The organism is Pseudonocardia sp. P-1 (assembly GCF_058111925.1).
In genome coordinates, this window is the sequence record NZ_JBYJZH010000003.1 from 66,924 (window position 1) to 82,889 (window position 15,966).

The following is a 15,966-nucleotide window of genomic DNA, read 5'->3' on the forward strand; positions in this document are numbered from 1 at the left end:
GTCAACGCCTTCCGGCTTGGAGGAACGCAGCGGTGATCCGCCGCGAGAAGATCGCGTACACCGCCAGCACGGGGGCACACGCCAGGACGGAGGCGGCCAGCAGCGGGCCGGGGTTGCCGCCTTCCTGGTTGTTGAACAGCGCGAGCCCCTGCTGGATCGTCGTGTTCGTGGGGCTGGGGGCGATCAGCGCGGGCCAGAGGTACTCGTTCCAGGTCGTGACGAACACGAGGATGCCGACGGCACCGAGGCCGGGGCGGAGCTGGGGGAGCACGAGGTGCCAGAGCGTCTCGGCGGGCCGCGCGCCGTCGATCGCCGCGGCTCCGAGCAGGTTCTTCGGGATCGACCGGGTGTGCTCCCACATGAGGAGCACCGCCAGCCCGCACGAGGCAAGCTGGGGCACGATCAGCCCGACGTAGGAATCGCGCCACCCCAGACCCGTCGCGATCAGGAACTGGGGGATGACCATGGCCTGCAGGGGCACCACCAGCGAGACGGTGACCGCGCCCAGCACCCAGCGCAGGCTGCGAGCGCCCAGGCTGAGCATGGCGTAGGCGGCGAGCACCGCGACCAGCAGCTGCAACGCGGTCACACCCAGGGCCGTCACGAACGAGTTGAGCAGCAGCCGCCCGATCGGGAAGAGGGTCACCGCGTCGACGTAGTTCGCCACCGACACCGGGGACGGCCCGATCTCGAAGATCGCGTTCTGCGGCCGGAACGAGGTCAGCAGGGCCCAGACCAGCGGGAAGGACACGGCCAGCCCGGTGACGAGCAATGTGGTGTGCCAACGCAGCTCACGCACGGGAGCGCCTCCGGTTCCACAGGGCCGCGGCGCCGAAGAGCAGGGCCAGGGCGAGCGTGATCGCGACCGCGAGGGCGGACGCGGACCCGGCGTCGAAGAAGTCGAAGCCCTCGGTGTAGAGCCGGTAGTAGATGTTGTCGGTGGCGCCGTCGGGGCCGCCGCGGGTGAGCGCCGCGACGTTGGTGAAGACCCACTGACCGGCCACGATCACACAGAGCGCGGACAGCAGCGCTATCGTGCGCAGCAGCTGGGGGAGCACGATGAACCGCGTGGTCTCCCACTCGGTGGCACCGTCGATGCGGGCGGCGTCGATGGCCCGGCGGTCGACCCCCGCGAGCGCGGCCGAGAACAGCAGCATGTTCAGCGCCACGATCTTGCCCGCCGTGACCAGCACGATCACCGGCAGTGCGGTGCGCGGGTCGCCGAGCCAGTTCGGCGCGGGCAGGCCGACACCGCTCAGCACCGTGTTGACCAGGCCCTGCTGGGGGCTGAGCAGGAACTGCCACGAGATCGCCGTGGCGACCGGGGCCAGCACCACCGGGGAGAACAGCAGCGCCCGGTAGCCGTCGGCGGCCCGGCCGGGCCTGCGCCACAGCAGGATCGCCAGCGTCATCGGGATCACCGTGGCGAACGGCAGCATCCCCAGCACGTAGTACCCGGTGCGGACCAGCGCGTTCGTCGTCTCCGGCCTGCCGAACACCGCGACGAAGTTGTCGACGCCGACGAACTCGGGGTTCGGCGAGATCAGGTTCCAGTCGAGGAGGGACAGCACGCCCGTCCAGAGCAGCGGGCCGTAGACCCACACCCCGAGCGCCAGGACGAGCGGGACCAGATAGAGCCACGGGCGGCCCCGCGGGCCGGGTTGCGCTGCCCGGGCCCGCGGGGCCGCCCTGTCGAGGGTGGACGTCACCGCGTCGACAGGGAGCGGATCTTGTCGGCCGCCGCCTTCAGCGTGGTGGTGGGGTCGGCGCCGCGGAGCACGATCGGCTCCACCGCCTCGTCCTGCAGGACGACGACGGCGCGGTTGGCCTGGCCACCGGGGAAGACCTGGTAGGGCGCGACGGTGTCGAGCTGGGACAGGGCGGGGAGCAGCCGCGGGTTCTGCGCGAAGTAGTCCTTCAGGTAGGCGGGGTCGTTCGCCAGCGCCGGACGCAGCGGCAGGTAGCCGATCTTCTTGGCGTAAGTGGTGTAGGCATGGGGGGTCGACATGAACTTCACGAACTTCCAGGCCGCCTGCTGCCGGGCCTTGTCGTCGCCCAGCACGGCGAGACCGGCGCCGGAGTACGTGGGCTTGGCGGTCTTGCCGTCGATCGTCGGGAACGCGGCGGTGCGCAGCTCGAACTTGCCGGTGGAGGCCTTCTCGAATGAGGCCAGCGCGCCGGTGCTGGCCAGCAGCATGCCGAGCCGTCCGGAGCCGAACAGCGTGATGGCGTCGGCGGTGGAGATGGCGGGCTGGGCCCCCGACGTCGTCAGTGCCTGGACCTGGGCCAGCGCGTTCACGGCCTCGGGCCCGTCGACGGTCACCTGGCCGTCCGGGCCCACCAAGGAGCCGCCGGCGGTGTTGATCAGCGACTGGGTCAGGTAGTCGGACTTGCCGACGTCCGCCGCCGCGATGTAGGTGCCCGCGGCACCGCTGCGCGCGATGGCCTGGGCCGCGGCGCCGATCTCAGCCATCGAGGTCGGCGGGGTGTCCGGGTTCAGGCCCGCGGCGCGGAACAGGTCCGCGTTGTAGTAGAGGGTGGGGACGGACATGGTGAACGGCATGGCCTTAACCACGCCCTCGTTCGCCACGGCCTCGAGAAGGTTCGGCGCGATCGGGGTGGGGCCGCCGACGTGGTCAGCCCACTCGTCACCCGCGAGCTCCTGCACCGGAGCGATCGGCAGGTCGGCGTAGGCCTCGGCCATCTTGCTCCAGCCGATCTGCGCAACGTCCGGCGGGCTGCCCGCCGCAGTGTCCGCCTTCAGCTTGGTGAGGACGTCCGCGACCGCCACCGGCTGCGTCTTCACGGTGATGCCGGGGTTCTGGGCCTGGAACTCGTCGATCAGCGCCTGCATGGCCTGCCCGCCGAGGTCGGGGGTGCCGACGCTGTAGCCCAGGAACGTCAGCTCCACCGGCGTGGTGGGCGAGGCCGTGCCTGCGTCGGTGGAACTGCCACCACAGGCGGCGACGGTCGCCAGCCCGAGTGCTGCGAGGAGCGCTCCGGCACTCCGTGCGATCCGGTTCATGGTCCATCCTCTGTTCGGGAGGCGGGGGTCCGCCCGGGCGTCATCCTTCGATCACCGGGCACCGGTGACCAGGGACGACGGGCCACTTCCGATCGGCCCATCGACATCGCCACTCATGCCGCCACCCATGCCGCCGCTCACGCGGCCACGAGCTCCGCGGCGACGGCGGCGCCGAGCGCGCCGACCTGCCCGGCGAGGTAGAAGTGCCCGCCCGGATAGGTCGTCAGGGTGAACCGGCCGTCCGTCTGCGCCCGCCAGGCCCGTGCCTCGTCGACCCGGACCTTGGGGTCACGGTCCCCGACGTGCACGTGCAGCGGGATGGTCAGCGGCGGCTCACCGCCCGACCAGCGGTAGGACTCCGCGGCGCGGTAGTCGGCGCGCAGGGCCGGCAGCACCATCCGGCGGATCTCGGCGGACTCGAGCAACGCCCGGTCGGTCCCGCCCAGCTCGGCGATCTCGGCGAGGAGGGCGTCGTCCCCACGCAGGTGCACGCGGTCGGTCCGCATGCACGACGGCGCGGTGCGACCGCTGACGAACAGCGCTGTCGGAGCCCGCCCCTCGCGGCGCAGCCGGTGGGTGACCTCGAAGGCCACCGAGGCGCCCATGCTGTGGCCGAACAGCGCGAAAGGCCGATCGGCGACCCCGAGCACGGCCTCGAGCGCGGCGTCGGCGAGCGCGTCTCCGGGGCGGAAGTGTGGTGCGATCGCCAGTGATCGTCACCCACCCCGTTCGGGCCGACGGCGCGCCAGAGCCATGGGCTCTCGGCCGATAGTTTCGACAGTGGAATCGGTGAGCTCAGGCTCCGACAGCGCGTACGGCGGCGGCGGGCCTGCGCCCCGGCTGGCCGAACGGAGCGCTCGCCTTCAGGCAGCGGACGAACTCCTCGACCAGCGGGTTGTCCACGTCGTACCGCCACACGGCGTACAGCTCAAGCGCCGGTACCGGATCGACGAGCGCCACGGTGACGGGCCGGATGCCGACGGCCGAGGCGCAGACGGCCGCCGCCCGGGACGCAGAGCAGAACCCGACCACGTTCCGCATCGACACCACGATCGACGTCGCGACCGGGTCCTCGACCTGGTCGACGACGTCGAGCGTGAAGCCCGCGGCGCCGGCGGTGTGGGTGATCAGGTCGTACATCGCGGGGCTGCGTTCGCGGCGGAAGAGCAGACACTGTTGGCCCTGCAGCTCGGCGAAGCTCACCTGGCCGAGCGACGCCCACGGGTGGCGGTCACCGACGAGGGCGACCAGCGGGGTGCGCAGCAGGCGCTGGTGTCCCCAGTCCCCGTCGGGCGGGGGTCCGTACACCATCGCGACGTCGATGTCCCCCGCCTGCAGGGCGCGCAGCTGAGGCCCGGTCCACATCTCCCGGGGGGCCACCACCACATCCGGCAGCTCGCTACGCAACCGGGCGAGCACGCGTGGCAGGACACCTTGCGCCGCAGGGAGATTGCATCCGACTCGCACCGTGCCCGCGCGGCCCTCCGCCGCATGGCGGGTGGTCTCCTTGGCCCGGTCCACTCGGCTGAGCACGGCCTGGGCCTCGACCACGAAGGCTTCGCCCGCGGGAGTCAGGTGCACCTCGTGCGACGATCGGGCGACGAGCTGGGTGCCGAGGCTCTGTTCGAGCCTCTGAATCTGCTGACTCAGTGACGGTTGGGCCATGTGCAGACGTTGGGCGGCACGGCCGAAATGAAGCTCCTCGGCCAATGTGAGGAAGGAGTGCAAATGTCGCAGTTCCATGGAAGGGGTCTCCTCGCCTAGAGGATCCGACCGTAAGCGAGGAGGTGCAACGGTGTGTGAACGTTGACGGAACTCGACCCGGGGTGGCGGCCGATCGACCCTGTGACCTCTCTCGCACCTCCCTCAGTGAACTCAACCCTGAGGCACCGGAAACACCAGGAACGAGGCTCCTCCGTGAGCCACCAGCCTGCCGTCCGCGGTCATGACCCGGGCGTCGGCGGTCGCCGTTCTGCTGCCGCAGTGCACCACGTGGGCCTCGCAGCACACCTCGGGATCGTCGACCCGGAGCTTGCCGACCAGGGCGATCGAGAGTCCGGCCGCCGTGTACGTCGTTCGGGGCGGGAGCGCCGCATGGACCGCGCTGGCCATCGCCGCCTCCATCAGGGTCGCCAGGACGCCGCCCGCGACGGAGTAGTGGGCATCGGCGGCGCGGGTCGACGGCTGCATCGTCCAGACCGCGCGGCCTGCCCCGATCGCCTCGAGGGTGATCCCGAGCGAATGGCCCACCCCGATTCCGGCCGTCAAGCCGTACTCGACGAGGGCGCGATACTGCTCGGCGCGTTCTGCCTCGTGGGCCCGTTCGTCGACATTGGTCATGGGCACTCCCCTTCCGAGTCCGGACGCTGCGAGACGGTACGCATCGCAGCAAAGCGACGACGGGCGCGAAAGGCAGGGCTGATCGCCCGATCGCGGACGAAGGTCGCGACCCAGGTGCCGGGCGTCGTGCGCGGCCAAGTTGCCGGCGAACGCCATGAGCGGCCCTCGACCGGGAGGCCGCCGAGTACGTGCCGTTGTGGGTGGACAAGGGATGATGGCGGACCTGAGTCCCCGATACCTCGACCGGCACCGGTCAGGGTGGCGGCACCGCGGCCCGGTAGAGCCAGGCGCCGTCGGGGTCCGGGTAGTCCTCGACCCGGTGGTAGACGGCCTGTCGGCTAGTTCGGCCGTCCGACCAGTACAGGCTCGGCAGGGGAATCGACATGTACCCGTAGTGAGCGGTCACACCCTCGGCGGGTCCGTCGAGGAGGCGGACGTCGACTGCCATGATCGTTAGCGTCCTCCGGGTATGCCGCGGCGGCAATGGGCCGTCCGGACCAGCGGGCCGCTCCGGGGTTGTCTCCAGCGTCAGGTGGCGGGTCGTCGCGTCGGTGACCGGCTGCCCCGATGCGATCGGGTCGTCGGGCTCAATGTGGCGGCAGACCCACGTGTCGAGCTCGAAGAGCCTCTCGGCGATGTTCTCAGAACGCACGCCGAAGATGGGGCCCGCCGCACTCATCAGATCGGCGGCGAGCCGAGGGCTGTCGGAGTCGACGAGACGGGCGATGGCTGCGTCGTCCATGCCTTGAGCCAGTTCGTGACGGCTCGCTGCTGCGAGTACCTGTCGCGCATGATCAATGAGTTGGAGCGCGTCGCGCACAAGCGTTCCAGGTTCGTGGCGGCTGGGGTGACCGTTGGGCACCATGGCTCGGGCGAAATCTGAGGTTCGCCTCGCTGCCTCCGCGAGTTCGAGCTCCGCCACCACGAGAGCTCGAGCTGCCGGGGCCGCTGCATGCAGATGGACGATCAGGTTCTCGGGCACTGTTCGACGCTAGGGCAGATTCGAGGCTCCGAACGGGGTCAATGACGTCCTGTGGACAACTGCGAGGCGGGCACTGGCGTGCCTCGGACCGGCCTTCGGCCGGGCTGTTCTTCCAGGTGGGCCGCTTACTCCGCCCGGTCTCACGGGAAAGGGTGCTGCGCATCGGCTGCGCCGACGGCCTGCGGCCGCTCTTGCCCGCGAGCCTCGCCGGGCGGAGTCGGGCGGAGTCGGGCGGAGTCGGGCGACAGGGGCGGGCGCTTCGCACCGCGCCCCGCTACCGGCCCACCGGCTACTGCCAGCTTCTCGGGCCGGTTCCTTCCGGAGCAGAGGAGCCGTCGCCATGCCGTCCCCGACCCGCAACCACGAGGAGAACCCCAACGCCACTGACAACGACCGGCCGCAGTTCGGACGCGTCGGCACCGAGCCGCCGGTCGTCCAGCCCTGCCCGACCTGCGGCCACATTGCCGAGCAGGACCCGGAGCCGACCGTTTCCGTCGGCCCGCTGGTTCGGGACCTGATCCCGAGCAGCGACGCCGTGCGGACGGCGTTTCGCACGCTGGCTCTGCTGATGGAGGTGCTCGACGGTCGTCGTCCGTGGCGGCAGGTCGCGCATCTCGCGGTGCCGGAGGTCGGCCGCTATCTGCGGGCTGCCCCGGTGGATCCGCGGCTGGCTGCGGGTGCGGCGAAGGTGGTCAGCTTCCACCCGTCGCAGCCGCACCGGTGCCGGATCGAGACCGCGAGCTCACTGCAGGTAGGACACCTTCGACCCGTCCCGGTTCCGCCGGGTCGACGTACGCACGAACACGCCACCAGATCTTACACGGTCCGTAGCAGCTCAACGGCCCTATCTCGGGTTAAGTCGTGTTACTAGGGCTTTCGAACGACCGGACCAGGTCTCACCCCGCTGACCTGCACCAACGCCCGTGATCATGCACCAGATCACACGTTAGCTGCGGAACCCCGGCCGGACGGGAACCGTCCCGCCCGGATGAAGTACTTCAACAGCAACGCGAATCCCAGCCGCGTCGCACCGAACTTGTTGCGTAGCAACGCCGACTCGTCGGGCAACAGCGTGAAGTGCTCCACCAGCTCGTGTCAACGGCGGGTTAGAAGTGACCCCCTGGCGACGGTTTGGGATTGACCCCTGTGTGCCCGGTTCGTGCTAGTTGTCGCGGTCTTTGGCGAGGAGTTCGCGGCGGGCGCGTGTGCGGTAGGAGTCGCCGGAGAGGGTGAGGACCTCGGCGTGGTGGACGAGGCGGTCGATCATCGCGGCGGCGACGATCTCGTCGCCGAAGACCTCGCCCCAGCGTCCGAAGGGCAGGTTGCTGGTGACCATGACCGAGCCCTGTTCGTAGCGAGAGGCGATGAGCTGGAAGAACAGGTTCGCCGCGTCGTGGTCGAAGGGGATGTAGCCGACCTCGTCGATGATGATCAGCTTGTAGCGGCGGATCTTGCGTAGCTCGGCCTCCAGCTGCCCGGCCTGGTGCGCGGCAGCGAGGCGGGTGATCCAGTTGCCGGCGGTGTTGAAGAGCACCGAGTGCCCGGACTGGGTGGCTTTGACCCCGATCCCGATCGCGAGGTGGGTCTTCCCGATCCCGGGCGGTCCGAGCAGGATCACGTTCTCGGCCTTGGCCACGAACGTGCCGGTCGCCAGATGGGCGAGCAGGTCTCGGCGCAGAGAGGGCAGATGGTCGAGGTTGAACTCCTCCAGCGTTTTCACGGCCGGGAAGTGGGCGGTGCGGATGCGCATGGTGGTGCCGGCGGACTCACGGTCGGCGACCTGGCGCTCCAGGACCGCGGTCAGGTACTCCTCGTGCGACCAGTTCAGGTCGCGGGCCTGGGCGGCGAGGTCGTCCCAGACGCGGGCGATCGTGGGCGTCTTCAACACGCGAGTCAGGTAGGCCAGCTTCGAGCCGAGCTCGGTGCTCACGCCACCGGTCTTCGTGGCTTCCGTGGCTGCTGTCGTGCTGGTCGTCGCGGTCGTCTTCGGGGTGGTCATCTACTGCCCTTCAGCGGTGGCGGTCGGGTCGGGTGCGGGGTCGAAGTTCACGCCGTAGAGCGCGTCGTAATCCGGCAGCGCGCGCAGGGCCACGACGTGCCCATCGGTGTGGGAGCGCGTGTCATGGCGGGCGCGGTCACGGGCGGCGGTGAACGCAGTGCGCAGGGCGCGGGCGGTGGCCCGGTGCTCGGGATCGGTCACCGTGGCACCGCTGGCCCAGACCCGCTCGTGGGTGGCCGCGATCTGCCCGGCGCAGGTGACCGCGACCAGGGCGGGAGTGGCGATCCAGTCGACGAACCGGCCGATCGCGGCCGGGTTGACCGAGTAGTCGTTGCCGTCGACGCGCACGTAGTAGTCACGCGCCAGCCGAACCCGCCCGGTCAGCCCGACCTGCGGCGCCACCGGCGGCAGGGCGACCATCGCGGCCCGGTCGATCGGCCACCGCGTGGCGGGGGTGGTCCCAATCGAGCGCAGGTGCCGGGCGCCCGCCACCTCGGTCAACCAAGTCTCGATCTGGGCGTTGAAGTCGAACGGCGAGACGAAGCTGCGTCCGGGCAGAAAGGAGGTCTCGAAGTAGCCGTTGCGCCGCTCCACCAGTCCCTTCGACTCCGGGTCCCGTGCCGGGGTGAGCTTGATCCGCACCCCGAGCGTCCCGGCGAACGCAGCTGCCTCGACGCCGGGTCGCCCGGTGCCGCCGATCGCGGCCTCGCGGTCCCAGACCAGCGTGCGGGGACAGCGGCCCCACCCTGCGATGATCTCCCACATCCCGGCCAGGATGTCGCCGGCCTTGCGGGACGGGATCATCACAGCGTCCGTCACCCGGGAGAAGCCGCAGGTCATCGCCAACACCGGCAGGACCCGCGCCCCGCTGGCACCGACCGGGATCGGGACCGGCGGGAACCACAGGTCGCACTGCGCGAGCTCACCGGGGGCGTACTCGATCCGGTCCGCCGGGTCGGGAGGGGCGAACAACGGCCGCAGTTCACGCACCCGGTCCTTGAGGATGGTCAACGAGTGTGTCCAGCCGATCCGCTCGGCGATCACCGTCGCCGGCATCCTCGGATACTCGGCCAGCAGGGCCCGGACCTGCGGCTCCACCTTGTCCACCAACGACCCGCGCGGTCCACGCTCCCGCGAGGGCGGCGCGTCGGCCCGCAACGCCGCCCGCACCGTATTTCGCGCCAGTCCCAGCCGGCGGACGATCTCCTTGATCGGCACGCCCTCGGCGCGGTGCAGACGACGGACCTCAGCCCACTCTTCCAACGTGATCACCCCTCCAGCCTCGATGGAGGGGTCAGTCCCAACCCGTCGCTAGAGGGTCAGTCTCAGCGCGTCGTCGACAGCTCGTCGAGCTCCAGCACTCGCGCCATCCCGCGCCTCCCGCCCAGCGGCCTGAACAGCCGGAACGCAAGCTAGCGCTTGATCCACACCCGGCTACTTTGCCCCTGGTGACATGCTCCTTAACGGCACCCCTACAGGCGACCGCCGGAGATGCTCCGGCAGCAGCCCTTGGTCTGCGTGAGTCCAAACCGTGAGCGCTCGATCGCTGCCGCGATCAGCCGCGCAAAGCCGCGACTAGTTCGTCGAGTCGAGTTTCCGCCAGGGCCGCGGGATTAACCGAAACGACGGATAAAGATTCACCACGGGCATCATCGCTCAGCGCGTGGGCTGTCCACCCATCACGATCTTCGGATGATTCTCGAACATCCACGAACCGGGCATTCCCGCCTGCCTCGGCAATGCTATCCGCCACTTTCTTGCACCACCCCGAGGGTGTGTCCCCCTCGGCTGCGGGGAGTGCAATAATGCTGGACGTCTCGCATTCAACATTCTCGACAGCAGCCTGAATCAGGGCATCGGCCGCAACCGCGCTCAAGGAGGCAGCAGCGCCACGATTCTTCGATTCCCTGCCTCTTCCCAGGTTACCGGGCTGTTCATGAGCAGCTTCGATAATTGGGGCGCTGAGCGTTTCAAAGTTCAACAGGGCCCAATGAGTACGGCGAGCGAGTGCCGTAGCGACTGTTGCTACTTGTGAGCTGGAGACTCCGGCTACCAGCACGGTCACGGCCCTCGCCGGACCGTGGCTCCCCGGACTGGCCGGGGGGTTGTTGACCGCTCGTGCCGAACGATGAGCGGTGACGATGAGCCCCTCAGCCTTCAGCTGGTTGACCGCCTTCGAGACGGTGCTCGCCGAGACGTTGAACTCGCGGGCGAGAGCTTGGGTCGCAGGCAGCAGCGCTCCGTGGACCAGCTCGCCCGACTGGATCTGCCCGCGGATCTCGTGCGCGAGGCGCTCGCCGGCAGTGATCGGCGGCAGTTCCGTCACCCTCCCCTCCTTGACACCACAGCGTCCCGCCGTCCCTCTCGTGCGATCCGCGCACCGTACTTCAGACCGGTAGCAAACCAGGACCGACGCGCGAAGCGCCCACCGGAGCTCGCTTCTTCCAGCCACGCAGCGTAATTGTCCAGCACCGGACTTGTCTCGGACTGTCCGGCGAGTCGCGCTTGACCAGCGGAGTCTCTACGCGCACGCGCGTGCCCGCGCTACGCGTTGGGCCCGCATCGGAGCCGCGGCACCTGATGACCGGGCCGGACAATCCGACAGTCACTGACGGTAGCCCGTGTCGCGACGCAGCACACCGAGCCGCCTGACTCGGTCACGGCAGGAGCGCCGTTCCCGCCTGCACAACCCCGCCGGCCGGGTGGCCCGGGGATGCGCTCGACGAGGTCCGACTACGGGCGGGTCGCGCGGAGGGCGGCTCGTCACCAGCACTGGGACAGCCACACGACCCCGCTCCGTGGTCGAGCGGGACGCCACCAGGTGCTCGGCCGGTGCCTTCCAGCGACACGATCTCGATTCGTCCTCCCCCGCCCACGCCGCTTCGCCCGTGCCGGCGCAAGGTCAGCTCGGCGCGGCTGCGCTCGGCAACCCACACACCCCTCGTATCCGTCGCTGTCCATCCGACGGGCGCCCCGACGCTTGCGTGCCCCACCGACGCGCTGGGGAGCCGGCCCTAGGCGCGTTCACTCCTACTGCCCGCAGCCTCGGACTGGGGTAGCCGACGCCTGTTCGGATCGCCCCGCCTCAACCCCCGGCGTCGAGGCCTGGACCCACTGGTCATCCGTCGTTCTGGGGGCCCAGATGTCCACCCCTGGCAGCCCCCCGGATCCTGGTCTCGCGCGGGGCCCCAGGGGTGCGCCTCCCCTGCCCAGATCCCACGTCGACGAGTGGGGCAGGAGCGGCACCCCAGCAGGCACGCCCGTCGACAGCCGTGCACCTTGTCGAGCACCTTCACGGCTACCTCTTCGTGATACCCCGGCTCTAAATCGCGCCTATTACCGGGTATTACCCCGCCCCGGACCTGCCCGAGTGTCGGTCGGCTCGCCGATACAGGGGCCCTGGGGGACCGTCGCGCCGCGCCGGGTATTACCCGGTAATGGGGTGCGCCGGCAGGGCTCGCCGCACAGAGCCTCCTCGGACTCCCCCGCCACATCGCCGACTGAGTGGGCGCCACGCCGAGGCGGCGACTCCTGGTCCCGCTGCCTCGGATGGCAAGATGCGGAGCGACTTGTCCGAAGTAGCGTCCTGAGTTGAAGCTGCTGGTCGCGCGCCTTCTGAACACGACACCTGGCGCCTCAGCGCGCCATCGAACCGAGGGGCAACAGTGTCCGGGTGTATACCCGGTATACGTCCAGTCAGGCCGGGCTTCGCAGGTCGTCACCCGCTGGCCTGGGTTGCAGAGGCGGCCGCAGAAGGGCCACGCGGCCGCGTGCCCTGCACAGTCATTGACCTCGTTCCCGGTACAGTTCTGGGATCTGACCCGACTATCAGGACGCGGGGTTGTATGCGCGAGAGTTCGCTGGTCGCGCGGTCCAACGAGCATGGCCAGCAAGTGCTGGTCGCTTACCGGCCCGTGCAGTTCACGCTTGACCAGACAGCACGGGCGATGCACGCGGTCATCGACCCACATATGCGGAAGATCAACTCCCGATCCAGGGTCGGGCGCAGCCGGGTCCGGGAAGTGCTTCGCCAGATCGTCACCGACGGCTGGCCACCTGACTTCGAGCCCGATCCGGAGCGAGTCGCCCACTGGCGGGCCTGGCTCATCACCAACGGCATCTTTACCGACGACACGCAGTGAGGTCGATTCTGTCGTGACACCCAAGACAGCTCCCGCACACGCGGCCGTCACGCTGCCGCGCATCACAGCGATCCTGAATCAGAAGGGCGGCGTCGGGAAGACCGGCCTGACTGCTGGCACCGGTGGGGCGCTCTCGGAACGGGGCCGCCGAACGCTGCTGGTGGACCTCGATCCGCAGGGGCATCTGACTACTGAGGCGCTGGGGCTGGAGGAGGCGGACTCCACGCAGCCGAACCTGGCCGCAGCTTTGACCGGAGAGTTCGCGGGCCCGACCAGCGATCTCGTGGTTCAGCACTCGCAGTCCGCAGCCGGTGGATGCCTAGACGTGCTGCCGCACTGCGTCTCGATGTTCCTGGTCGTTCGCAAGCTGCATGCCGCCCGCTCCCCCGAACACCGCCTAACTCGTGTCCTGCGCCAGCTCGAGGGCTCTTACGATCACGTGCTGATCGACTGCCCGCCTTCCCTCGATGTGCTCACCGACACCGCGCTTGTTGCAGCGGACGGCCTGCTTGTTCCGGTCCAGCCCAGCAACACCTCCTTGCGGGCTCTCCGCCTCCTCATCGAGCAGGTCGCAGTCATCGAGGAGGAGCTGCAGATCCCCCGGCGTGACCTGCATGGGCTGGTTCCTGGGGTGTATCGCCGCCCCTTGTCAGGGATCGCGCGCTACAAGATGCAGGAGCTGGAGGAGTACGGCGTCAGCGACGGTGAGGTTCCTGCACTGCCCATCCTGGCGCACTTGCCGCTCGCCGCGGCGGTTGAGGAGGCCTGGCTCAGTGGCCAGACCTTGACCGACTACCAGCCGGCCGCGCCGATCGCCGATGCCTACCGTCGGATCGCGCTGCACCTCGACGTTGCGGCAGGCCTGGCCTCTGCAGCCGAGCTGGAAGGGCTGCCAGCTCTGGAAACCGTCACACCCAGCGCGGTAACGAGCTCGACAGCGGAGGGGAAGTAGACGTGGCCAAGAAGAAGGACTTCGGCGCCATGGAACGGGGGCGTCCCGCCGGCACAGGCGCCGAACGGGCCCGCGACGCGCTTCGGACCCGGCTCGCAACCCCGCCGAGCAAGCTGCCACTCGACCAGCTGCAACCCAACCCGCTGAACCCTCGCGGCCCCGAACACGACACGGGTCTCGAGGATCTGGCGGCGACCATGCGTCAGCACGGTCAGCTGCAGCAAGCCCAGGTCATCGCACGCGATGACTTCCTGGAGGCGTTCCCCGACACGGCTGACCGGCTCTCCGAGGCACCGTGGGTGGTCTACATCGGGAATCGCCGTCTGGCCGCTGCCCGACTGGCCGGCCTCGAGATGCTCGATGTCCGGGCTCCTGAGGGAGTGGCTACGCCCGAGGAGATCGAGAGCCGTGTTCTGATCGAGAACCTGCAGCGTAGCGACCTGCCCCTGCTCAAGGAGGCCGAGTTCTTGCAGCGGCAGCTCGATCGGGACGGCCAGACGTTGCGATCCGTGGGTGCCGCGATCGGGAAGTCGTTCACGTACGTGCAGCAGCGTGTCGGCCTGCTCAAGCTCATTCCCGAGCTGCAGGAGCAGTTGCGTCAGGGGAACGTGAACTTCAAGACCGCTCGGGCTCTCTACGCGCTCAGTCCCGAGGAGCAGGCGACGGTGTACCGCAGTGGCCCGCCGTGGTCAGCGACGGTGCTCGAGGCCCAAGCAGAGCCACTGCCCACCGAAACGTCGTCGGACGACGATCCCTCCGGACCAGCCGATCAGGCGGTAGCAGACACCGACCAGGATCATGACGTTTCGCACTCAGATCCCGAAGCGACGGCGCCCACGGGGGCAGCAAGCAACTCGTCGAAGCCCAAGCAAGAGTCCCAGGAACAATCAGGTTCGGGCATCTCGACCGCGACGCAGCCGATGGCAGACCGGGAGCTGGTGGCGCCCCTTGTTGGCAGCGTCAGCACGGTGCTCGAAGAGATCCGTCGCTCGGAGGCCGCGGCAGGCGTGGATACGCAGGCGGCGACGGTGCTCCAGGAGGTGGCACGACAGGTTGAGTCAGCACTGATGACTCTGCGGAGGATGTAAACCGGGTATACAGCGCCGCGCCGGAGCTTGTACCCGCCCGCGTATGGGAACGCTGGCCCGGGGTTCGTATACCCGGTTTACATCCAGGTCGCCGCGGGCTGCGCCCAGCAGCGGCGACGGCGATGTCTAGCGCGCGCGAGGTCGGAGAAGCGGCTGTAGTACAGCTGGAGCGCGACGGTGATCGTCGTGCTTGGGCCATTCCGGTGCTTGGCAAGGAGCAGGTTCGCATCCGCCTCGCCGGGCGGCCTACGCCTCAACAAATGGTCACCGTCGCTGCGCACCCGGATGCGGAGGATGTAAACCGGGTATACAGCCCGGCACCGGAGCTTGTGCCTGCCCGAGTGCGGGGTGCTGACCGGGCGCTTGTATACCCGGTTTACACCCAGCGGGCCGATGGCCGAGCTAGCTGTACTGCCCGGACAGGTTGGTCAACCTGCTGATCGGTGGGAGACCACCGATGGCGGTGTGGGGCCTGTGGTGGTTGTACTCGTGCAGCCACCCGGGTAGCGCCTTTCGGCGTTGCGACTCGCCGGTGTAGAGCCGGGCGAAGGCCCAGCCGTCGGCGGGAGTGCGGTGGAACCGTTCGATCTTTCCGTTGGTCTGTGGGCGGTAGGGACGGGTGCGTTTCGGGGTGATCCGCAGCGCGTGGCAGGTGTCGCGCCAGGCGTGGGAGCGGTAGGCCGAGCCGTTGTCGGACAGGACTCGGCGGGTGGTGACCCCGCGGGCGGAGAACCAGGCCACCGCGCGGCGCAGCACAGCGATCGCGGTGGCGGCGGTCTCGTCGTCGTGGATCTCGGCGTAGGCCAGGCGGGAGTGGTCGTCGAGCACGGTGTGGACGAACGCGGTGCCCATCTTCGCCTGGTGGTGGGCGTTGCGAAGTTTCCCAGGGGTCGCGGCCCGGTTGCGGTCTCCCTGGGCGCGCCCGACATAGCGCCAGCCGCCGCCGTCGGGGATGTTGCCCAGCTTCTTCACATCCACGTGCAGCAGATCCCGGGGGGCGGGGTGTTCGTAGCGACGCACCGGTTCTCCGGTGGCGCGGTCGACATGGGCGAGGCGGTTGATCCGACACCGCACCAGCACCCGGTGCACGGTCGAGGCAGCGACACCGACCCGGTCGGCGATCTGGACCGGGCCCAGGCGCTTCTTCCAGCGCAGGTGCACGATCCGGCGCACCACCGGTGCCGGCGTCGCCCGCGGCGAGTGGTGCGGCCGGCTGGAGCGATCGGCCATGCCGGCCGGGCCGTCGAGGCGGTAGCGGTCGGCCCAGCGTTTCGCGGTCGGCCAGGCCACCTGGAACCGGGCAGCGGCCGCAGCGATCGGCACGTCGCCCTCGACGATCAGACGCGCCAGGCGCAGTCGGCCGCGTTCGGACAGTGGAGCGTTAGCGTGGACCACGAGGACCTCCTGTGGTTGTGGGTGCGGGTGCCTTCGACAGCTC

The 15,966-nt window shown here is 69.4% G+C and carries 16 protein-coding genes; 4 read left to right on the forward strand and 12 right to left on the reverse strand.

From position 1 onward, the window contains the following. Position 1: 1 nt before the first annotated feature. The 7 genes from AC0GKK_RS28290 to AC0GKK_RS28320 all read right to left on the reverse strand — a co-directional run bounded on the left by AC0GKK_RS28290 (position 2) and on the right by AC0GKK_RS28320 (position 6,347). Positions 2-799: a carbohydrate ABC transporter permease gene (locus tag AC0GKK_RS28290; RefSeq protein WP_253066995.1), complete on the reverse strand. Its 798-nt coding sequence runs from the start codon at positions 797-799 to the stop codon at positions 2-4. Continuing rightward, the gene (locus tag AC0GKK_RS28295; RefSeq protein ID WP_337826899.1) at positions 792-1,709 is read right to left on the reverse strand and encodes a carbohydrate ABC transporter permease; all 918 of its coding nucleotides are present in this window, start codon (positions 1,707-1,709) and stop codon (positions 792-794) included. The genes AC0GKK_RS28290 and AC0GKK_RS28295 overlap by 8 nt, the downstream gene beginning before the upstream one ends. Continuing rightward, positions 1,706-3,025: an ABC transporter substrate-binding protein gene (locus AC0GKK_RS28300; RefSeq protein WP_489884205.1), complete on the reverse strand. Its 1,320-nt coding sequence runs from the start codon at positions 3,023-3,025 to the stop codon at positions 1,706-1,708. Before AC0GKK_RS28300 ends, AC0GKK_RS28295 begins: the two co-directional genes overlap by 4 nt. A gap of 137 nt (positions 3,026-3,162) precedes the next feature. Further along, positions 3,163-3,735: a thioesterase II family protein gene (locus AC0GKK_RS28305; protein WP_489884245.1), complete on the reverse strand. Its 573-nt coding sequence runs from the start codon at positions 3,733-3,735 to the stop codon at positions 3,163-3,165. Positions 3,736-3,820: 85 nt separating this feature from the next. Further along, entirely contained in the window at positions 3,821-4,768 is a 948-nt protein-coding gene (locus tag AC0GKK_RS28310; RefSeq protein WP_253066974.1) for a LysR family transcriptional regulator, read from the reverse strand. Between the two features lie 132 nt (positions 4,769-4,900). After that, entirely contained in the window at positions 4,901-5,365 is a 465-nt protein-coding gene (locus AC0GKK_RS28315) for a PaaI family thioesterase (protein WP_253066973.1), read from the reverse strand. 253 nt (positions 5,366-5,618) lie between these two features. Next, positions 5,619-6,347 carry a hypothetical protein gene (locus tag AC0GKK_RS28320; RefSeq protein WP_489884206.1) on the reverse strand — a complete coding sequence of 243 codons (729 nt, stop codon included), beginning with the start codon at positions 6,345-6,347 and terminating at the stop codon, positions 5,619-5,621. Between the two features lie 340 nt (positions 6,348-6,687). Between AC0GKK_RS28320 and AC0GKK_RS28325 the strand changes: the two genes are divergently transcribed. Then, positions 6,688-7,218, forward strand: coding sequence for a hypothetical protein (locus tag AC0GKK_RS28325; RefSeq protein WP_337826897.1), 531 nt, complete (start codon positions 6,688-6,690; stop codon positions 7,216-7,218). 68 nt (positions 7,219-7,286) lie between these two features. Here the strand turns inward: AC0GKK_RS28325 and AC0GKK_RS28330 are convergent, their stop codons facing one another. The 4 genes from AC0GKK_RS28330 to AC0GKK_RS28345 all read right to left on the reverse strand — a co-directional run bounded on the left by AC0GKK_RS28330 (position 7,287) and on the right by AC0GKK_RS28345 (position 10,672). Next, entirely contained in the window at positions 7,287-7,433 is a 147-nt protein-coding gene (locus AC0GKK_RS28330; RefSeq protein WP_489884207.1) for a hypothetical protein, read from the reverse strand. Between the two features lie 76 nt (positions 7,434-7,509). After that, a complete protein-coding gene (gene istB, locus AC0GKK_RS28335; RefSeq protein ID WP_245350810.1) occupies positions 7,510-8,346 on the reverse strand; it encodes an IS21-like element helper ATPase IstB in 837 nt (278 codons plus the stop codon). Continuing rightward, positions 8,347-9,618, reverse strand: a complete 1,272-nt coding sequence (gene istA, locus AC0GKK_RS28340; RefSeq protein WP_210026967.1) for an IS21 family transposase — start codon at positions 9,616-9,618, stop codon at positions 8,347-8,349. Between the two features lie 283 nt (positions 9,619-9,901). Next, on the reverse strand, positions 9,902-10,672 hold the full coding sequence (locus tag AC0GKK_RS28345) for a winged helix-turn-helix domain-containing protein (protein WP_489884208.1): 771 nt from the start codon (positions 10,670-10,672) through the stop codon (positions 9,902-9,904). Between the two features lie 1,519 nt (positions 10,673-12,191). On the opposite strand from AC0GKK_RS28345, the gene AC0GKK_RS28350 reads away from it, so the two are divergent. The 3 genes from AC0GKK_RS28350 to AC0GKK_RS28360 are packed head-to-tail and all read left to right on the forward strand — an operon-like array spanning position 12,192 to position 14,528. Further along, entirely contained in the window at positions 12,192-12,488 is a 297-nt protein-coding gene (locus AC0GKK_RS28350; RefSeq protein ID WP_489884209.1) for a hypothetical protein, read from the forward strand. 13 nt (positions 12,489-12,501) lie between these two features. Beyond that, positions 12,502-13,440 carry a ParA family protein gene (locus tag AC0GKK_RS28355; RefSeq protein WP_489884210.1) on the forward strand — a complete coding sequence of 313 codons (939 nt, stop codon included), beginning with the start codon at positions 12,502-12,504 and terminating at the stop codon, positions 13,438-13,440. Between the two features lie 2 nt (positions 13,441-13,442). Then, a complete protein-coding gene (locus tag AC0GKK_RS28360) occupies positions 13,443-14,528 on the forward strand; it encodes a ParB/RepB/Spo0J family partition protein (RefSeq protein WP_489884211.1) in 1,086 nt (361 codons plus the stop codon). 402 nt (positions 14,529-14,930) lie between these two features. On the opposite strand, the gene AC0GKK_RS28365 is transcribed toward AC0GKK_RS28360, so the two are convergent. Continuing rightward, entirely contained in the window at positions 14,931-15,923 is a 993-nt protein-coding gene (locus AC0GKK_RS28365; protein WP_489884212.1) for an IS481 family transposase, read from the reverse strand. Positions 15,924-15,966 lie beyond the last annotated feature (43 nt).

What these genes read in the sequence shown, in the direction of transcription:
- AC0GKK_RS28300 (WP_489884205.1), bottom strand. Translation starts at nt 3,025, where the DNA reads ATGAACCGGATCGCACGGAGTGCCGGAGCGCTCCTCGCAGCACTCGGG.
- AC0GKK_RS28310 (WP_253066974.1), bottom strand. Translation starts at nt 4,768, where the DNA reads ATGGAACTGCGACATTTGCACTCCTTCCTCACATTGGCCGAGGAGCTT.
- AC0GKK_RS28315 (WP_253066973.1), bottom strand. Translation starts at nt 5,365, where the DNA reads ATGACCAATGTCGACGAACGGGCCCACGAGGCAGAACGCGCCGAGCAG.
- AC0GKK_RS28325 (WP_337826897.1), top strand. Translation starts at nt 6,688, where the DNA reads ATGCCGTCCCCGACCCGCAACCACGAGGAGAACCCCAACGCCACTGAC.
- istB (WP_245350810.1), bottom strand. Translation starts at nt 8,346, where the DNA reads ATGACCACCCCGAAGACGACCGCGACGACCAGCACGACAGCAGCCACG.
- AC0GKK_RS28350 (WP_489884209.1), top strand. Translation starts at nt 12,192, where the DNA reads ATGCGCGAGAGTTCGCTGGTCGCGCGGTCCAACGAGCATGGCCAGCAA.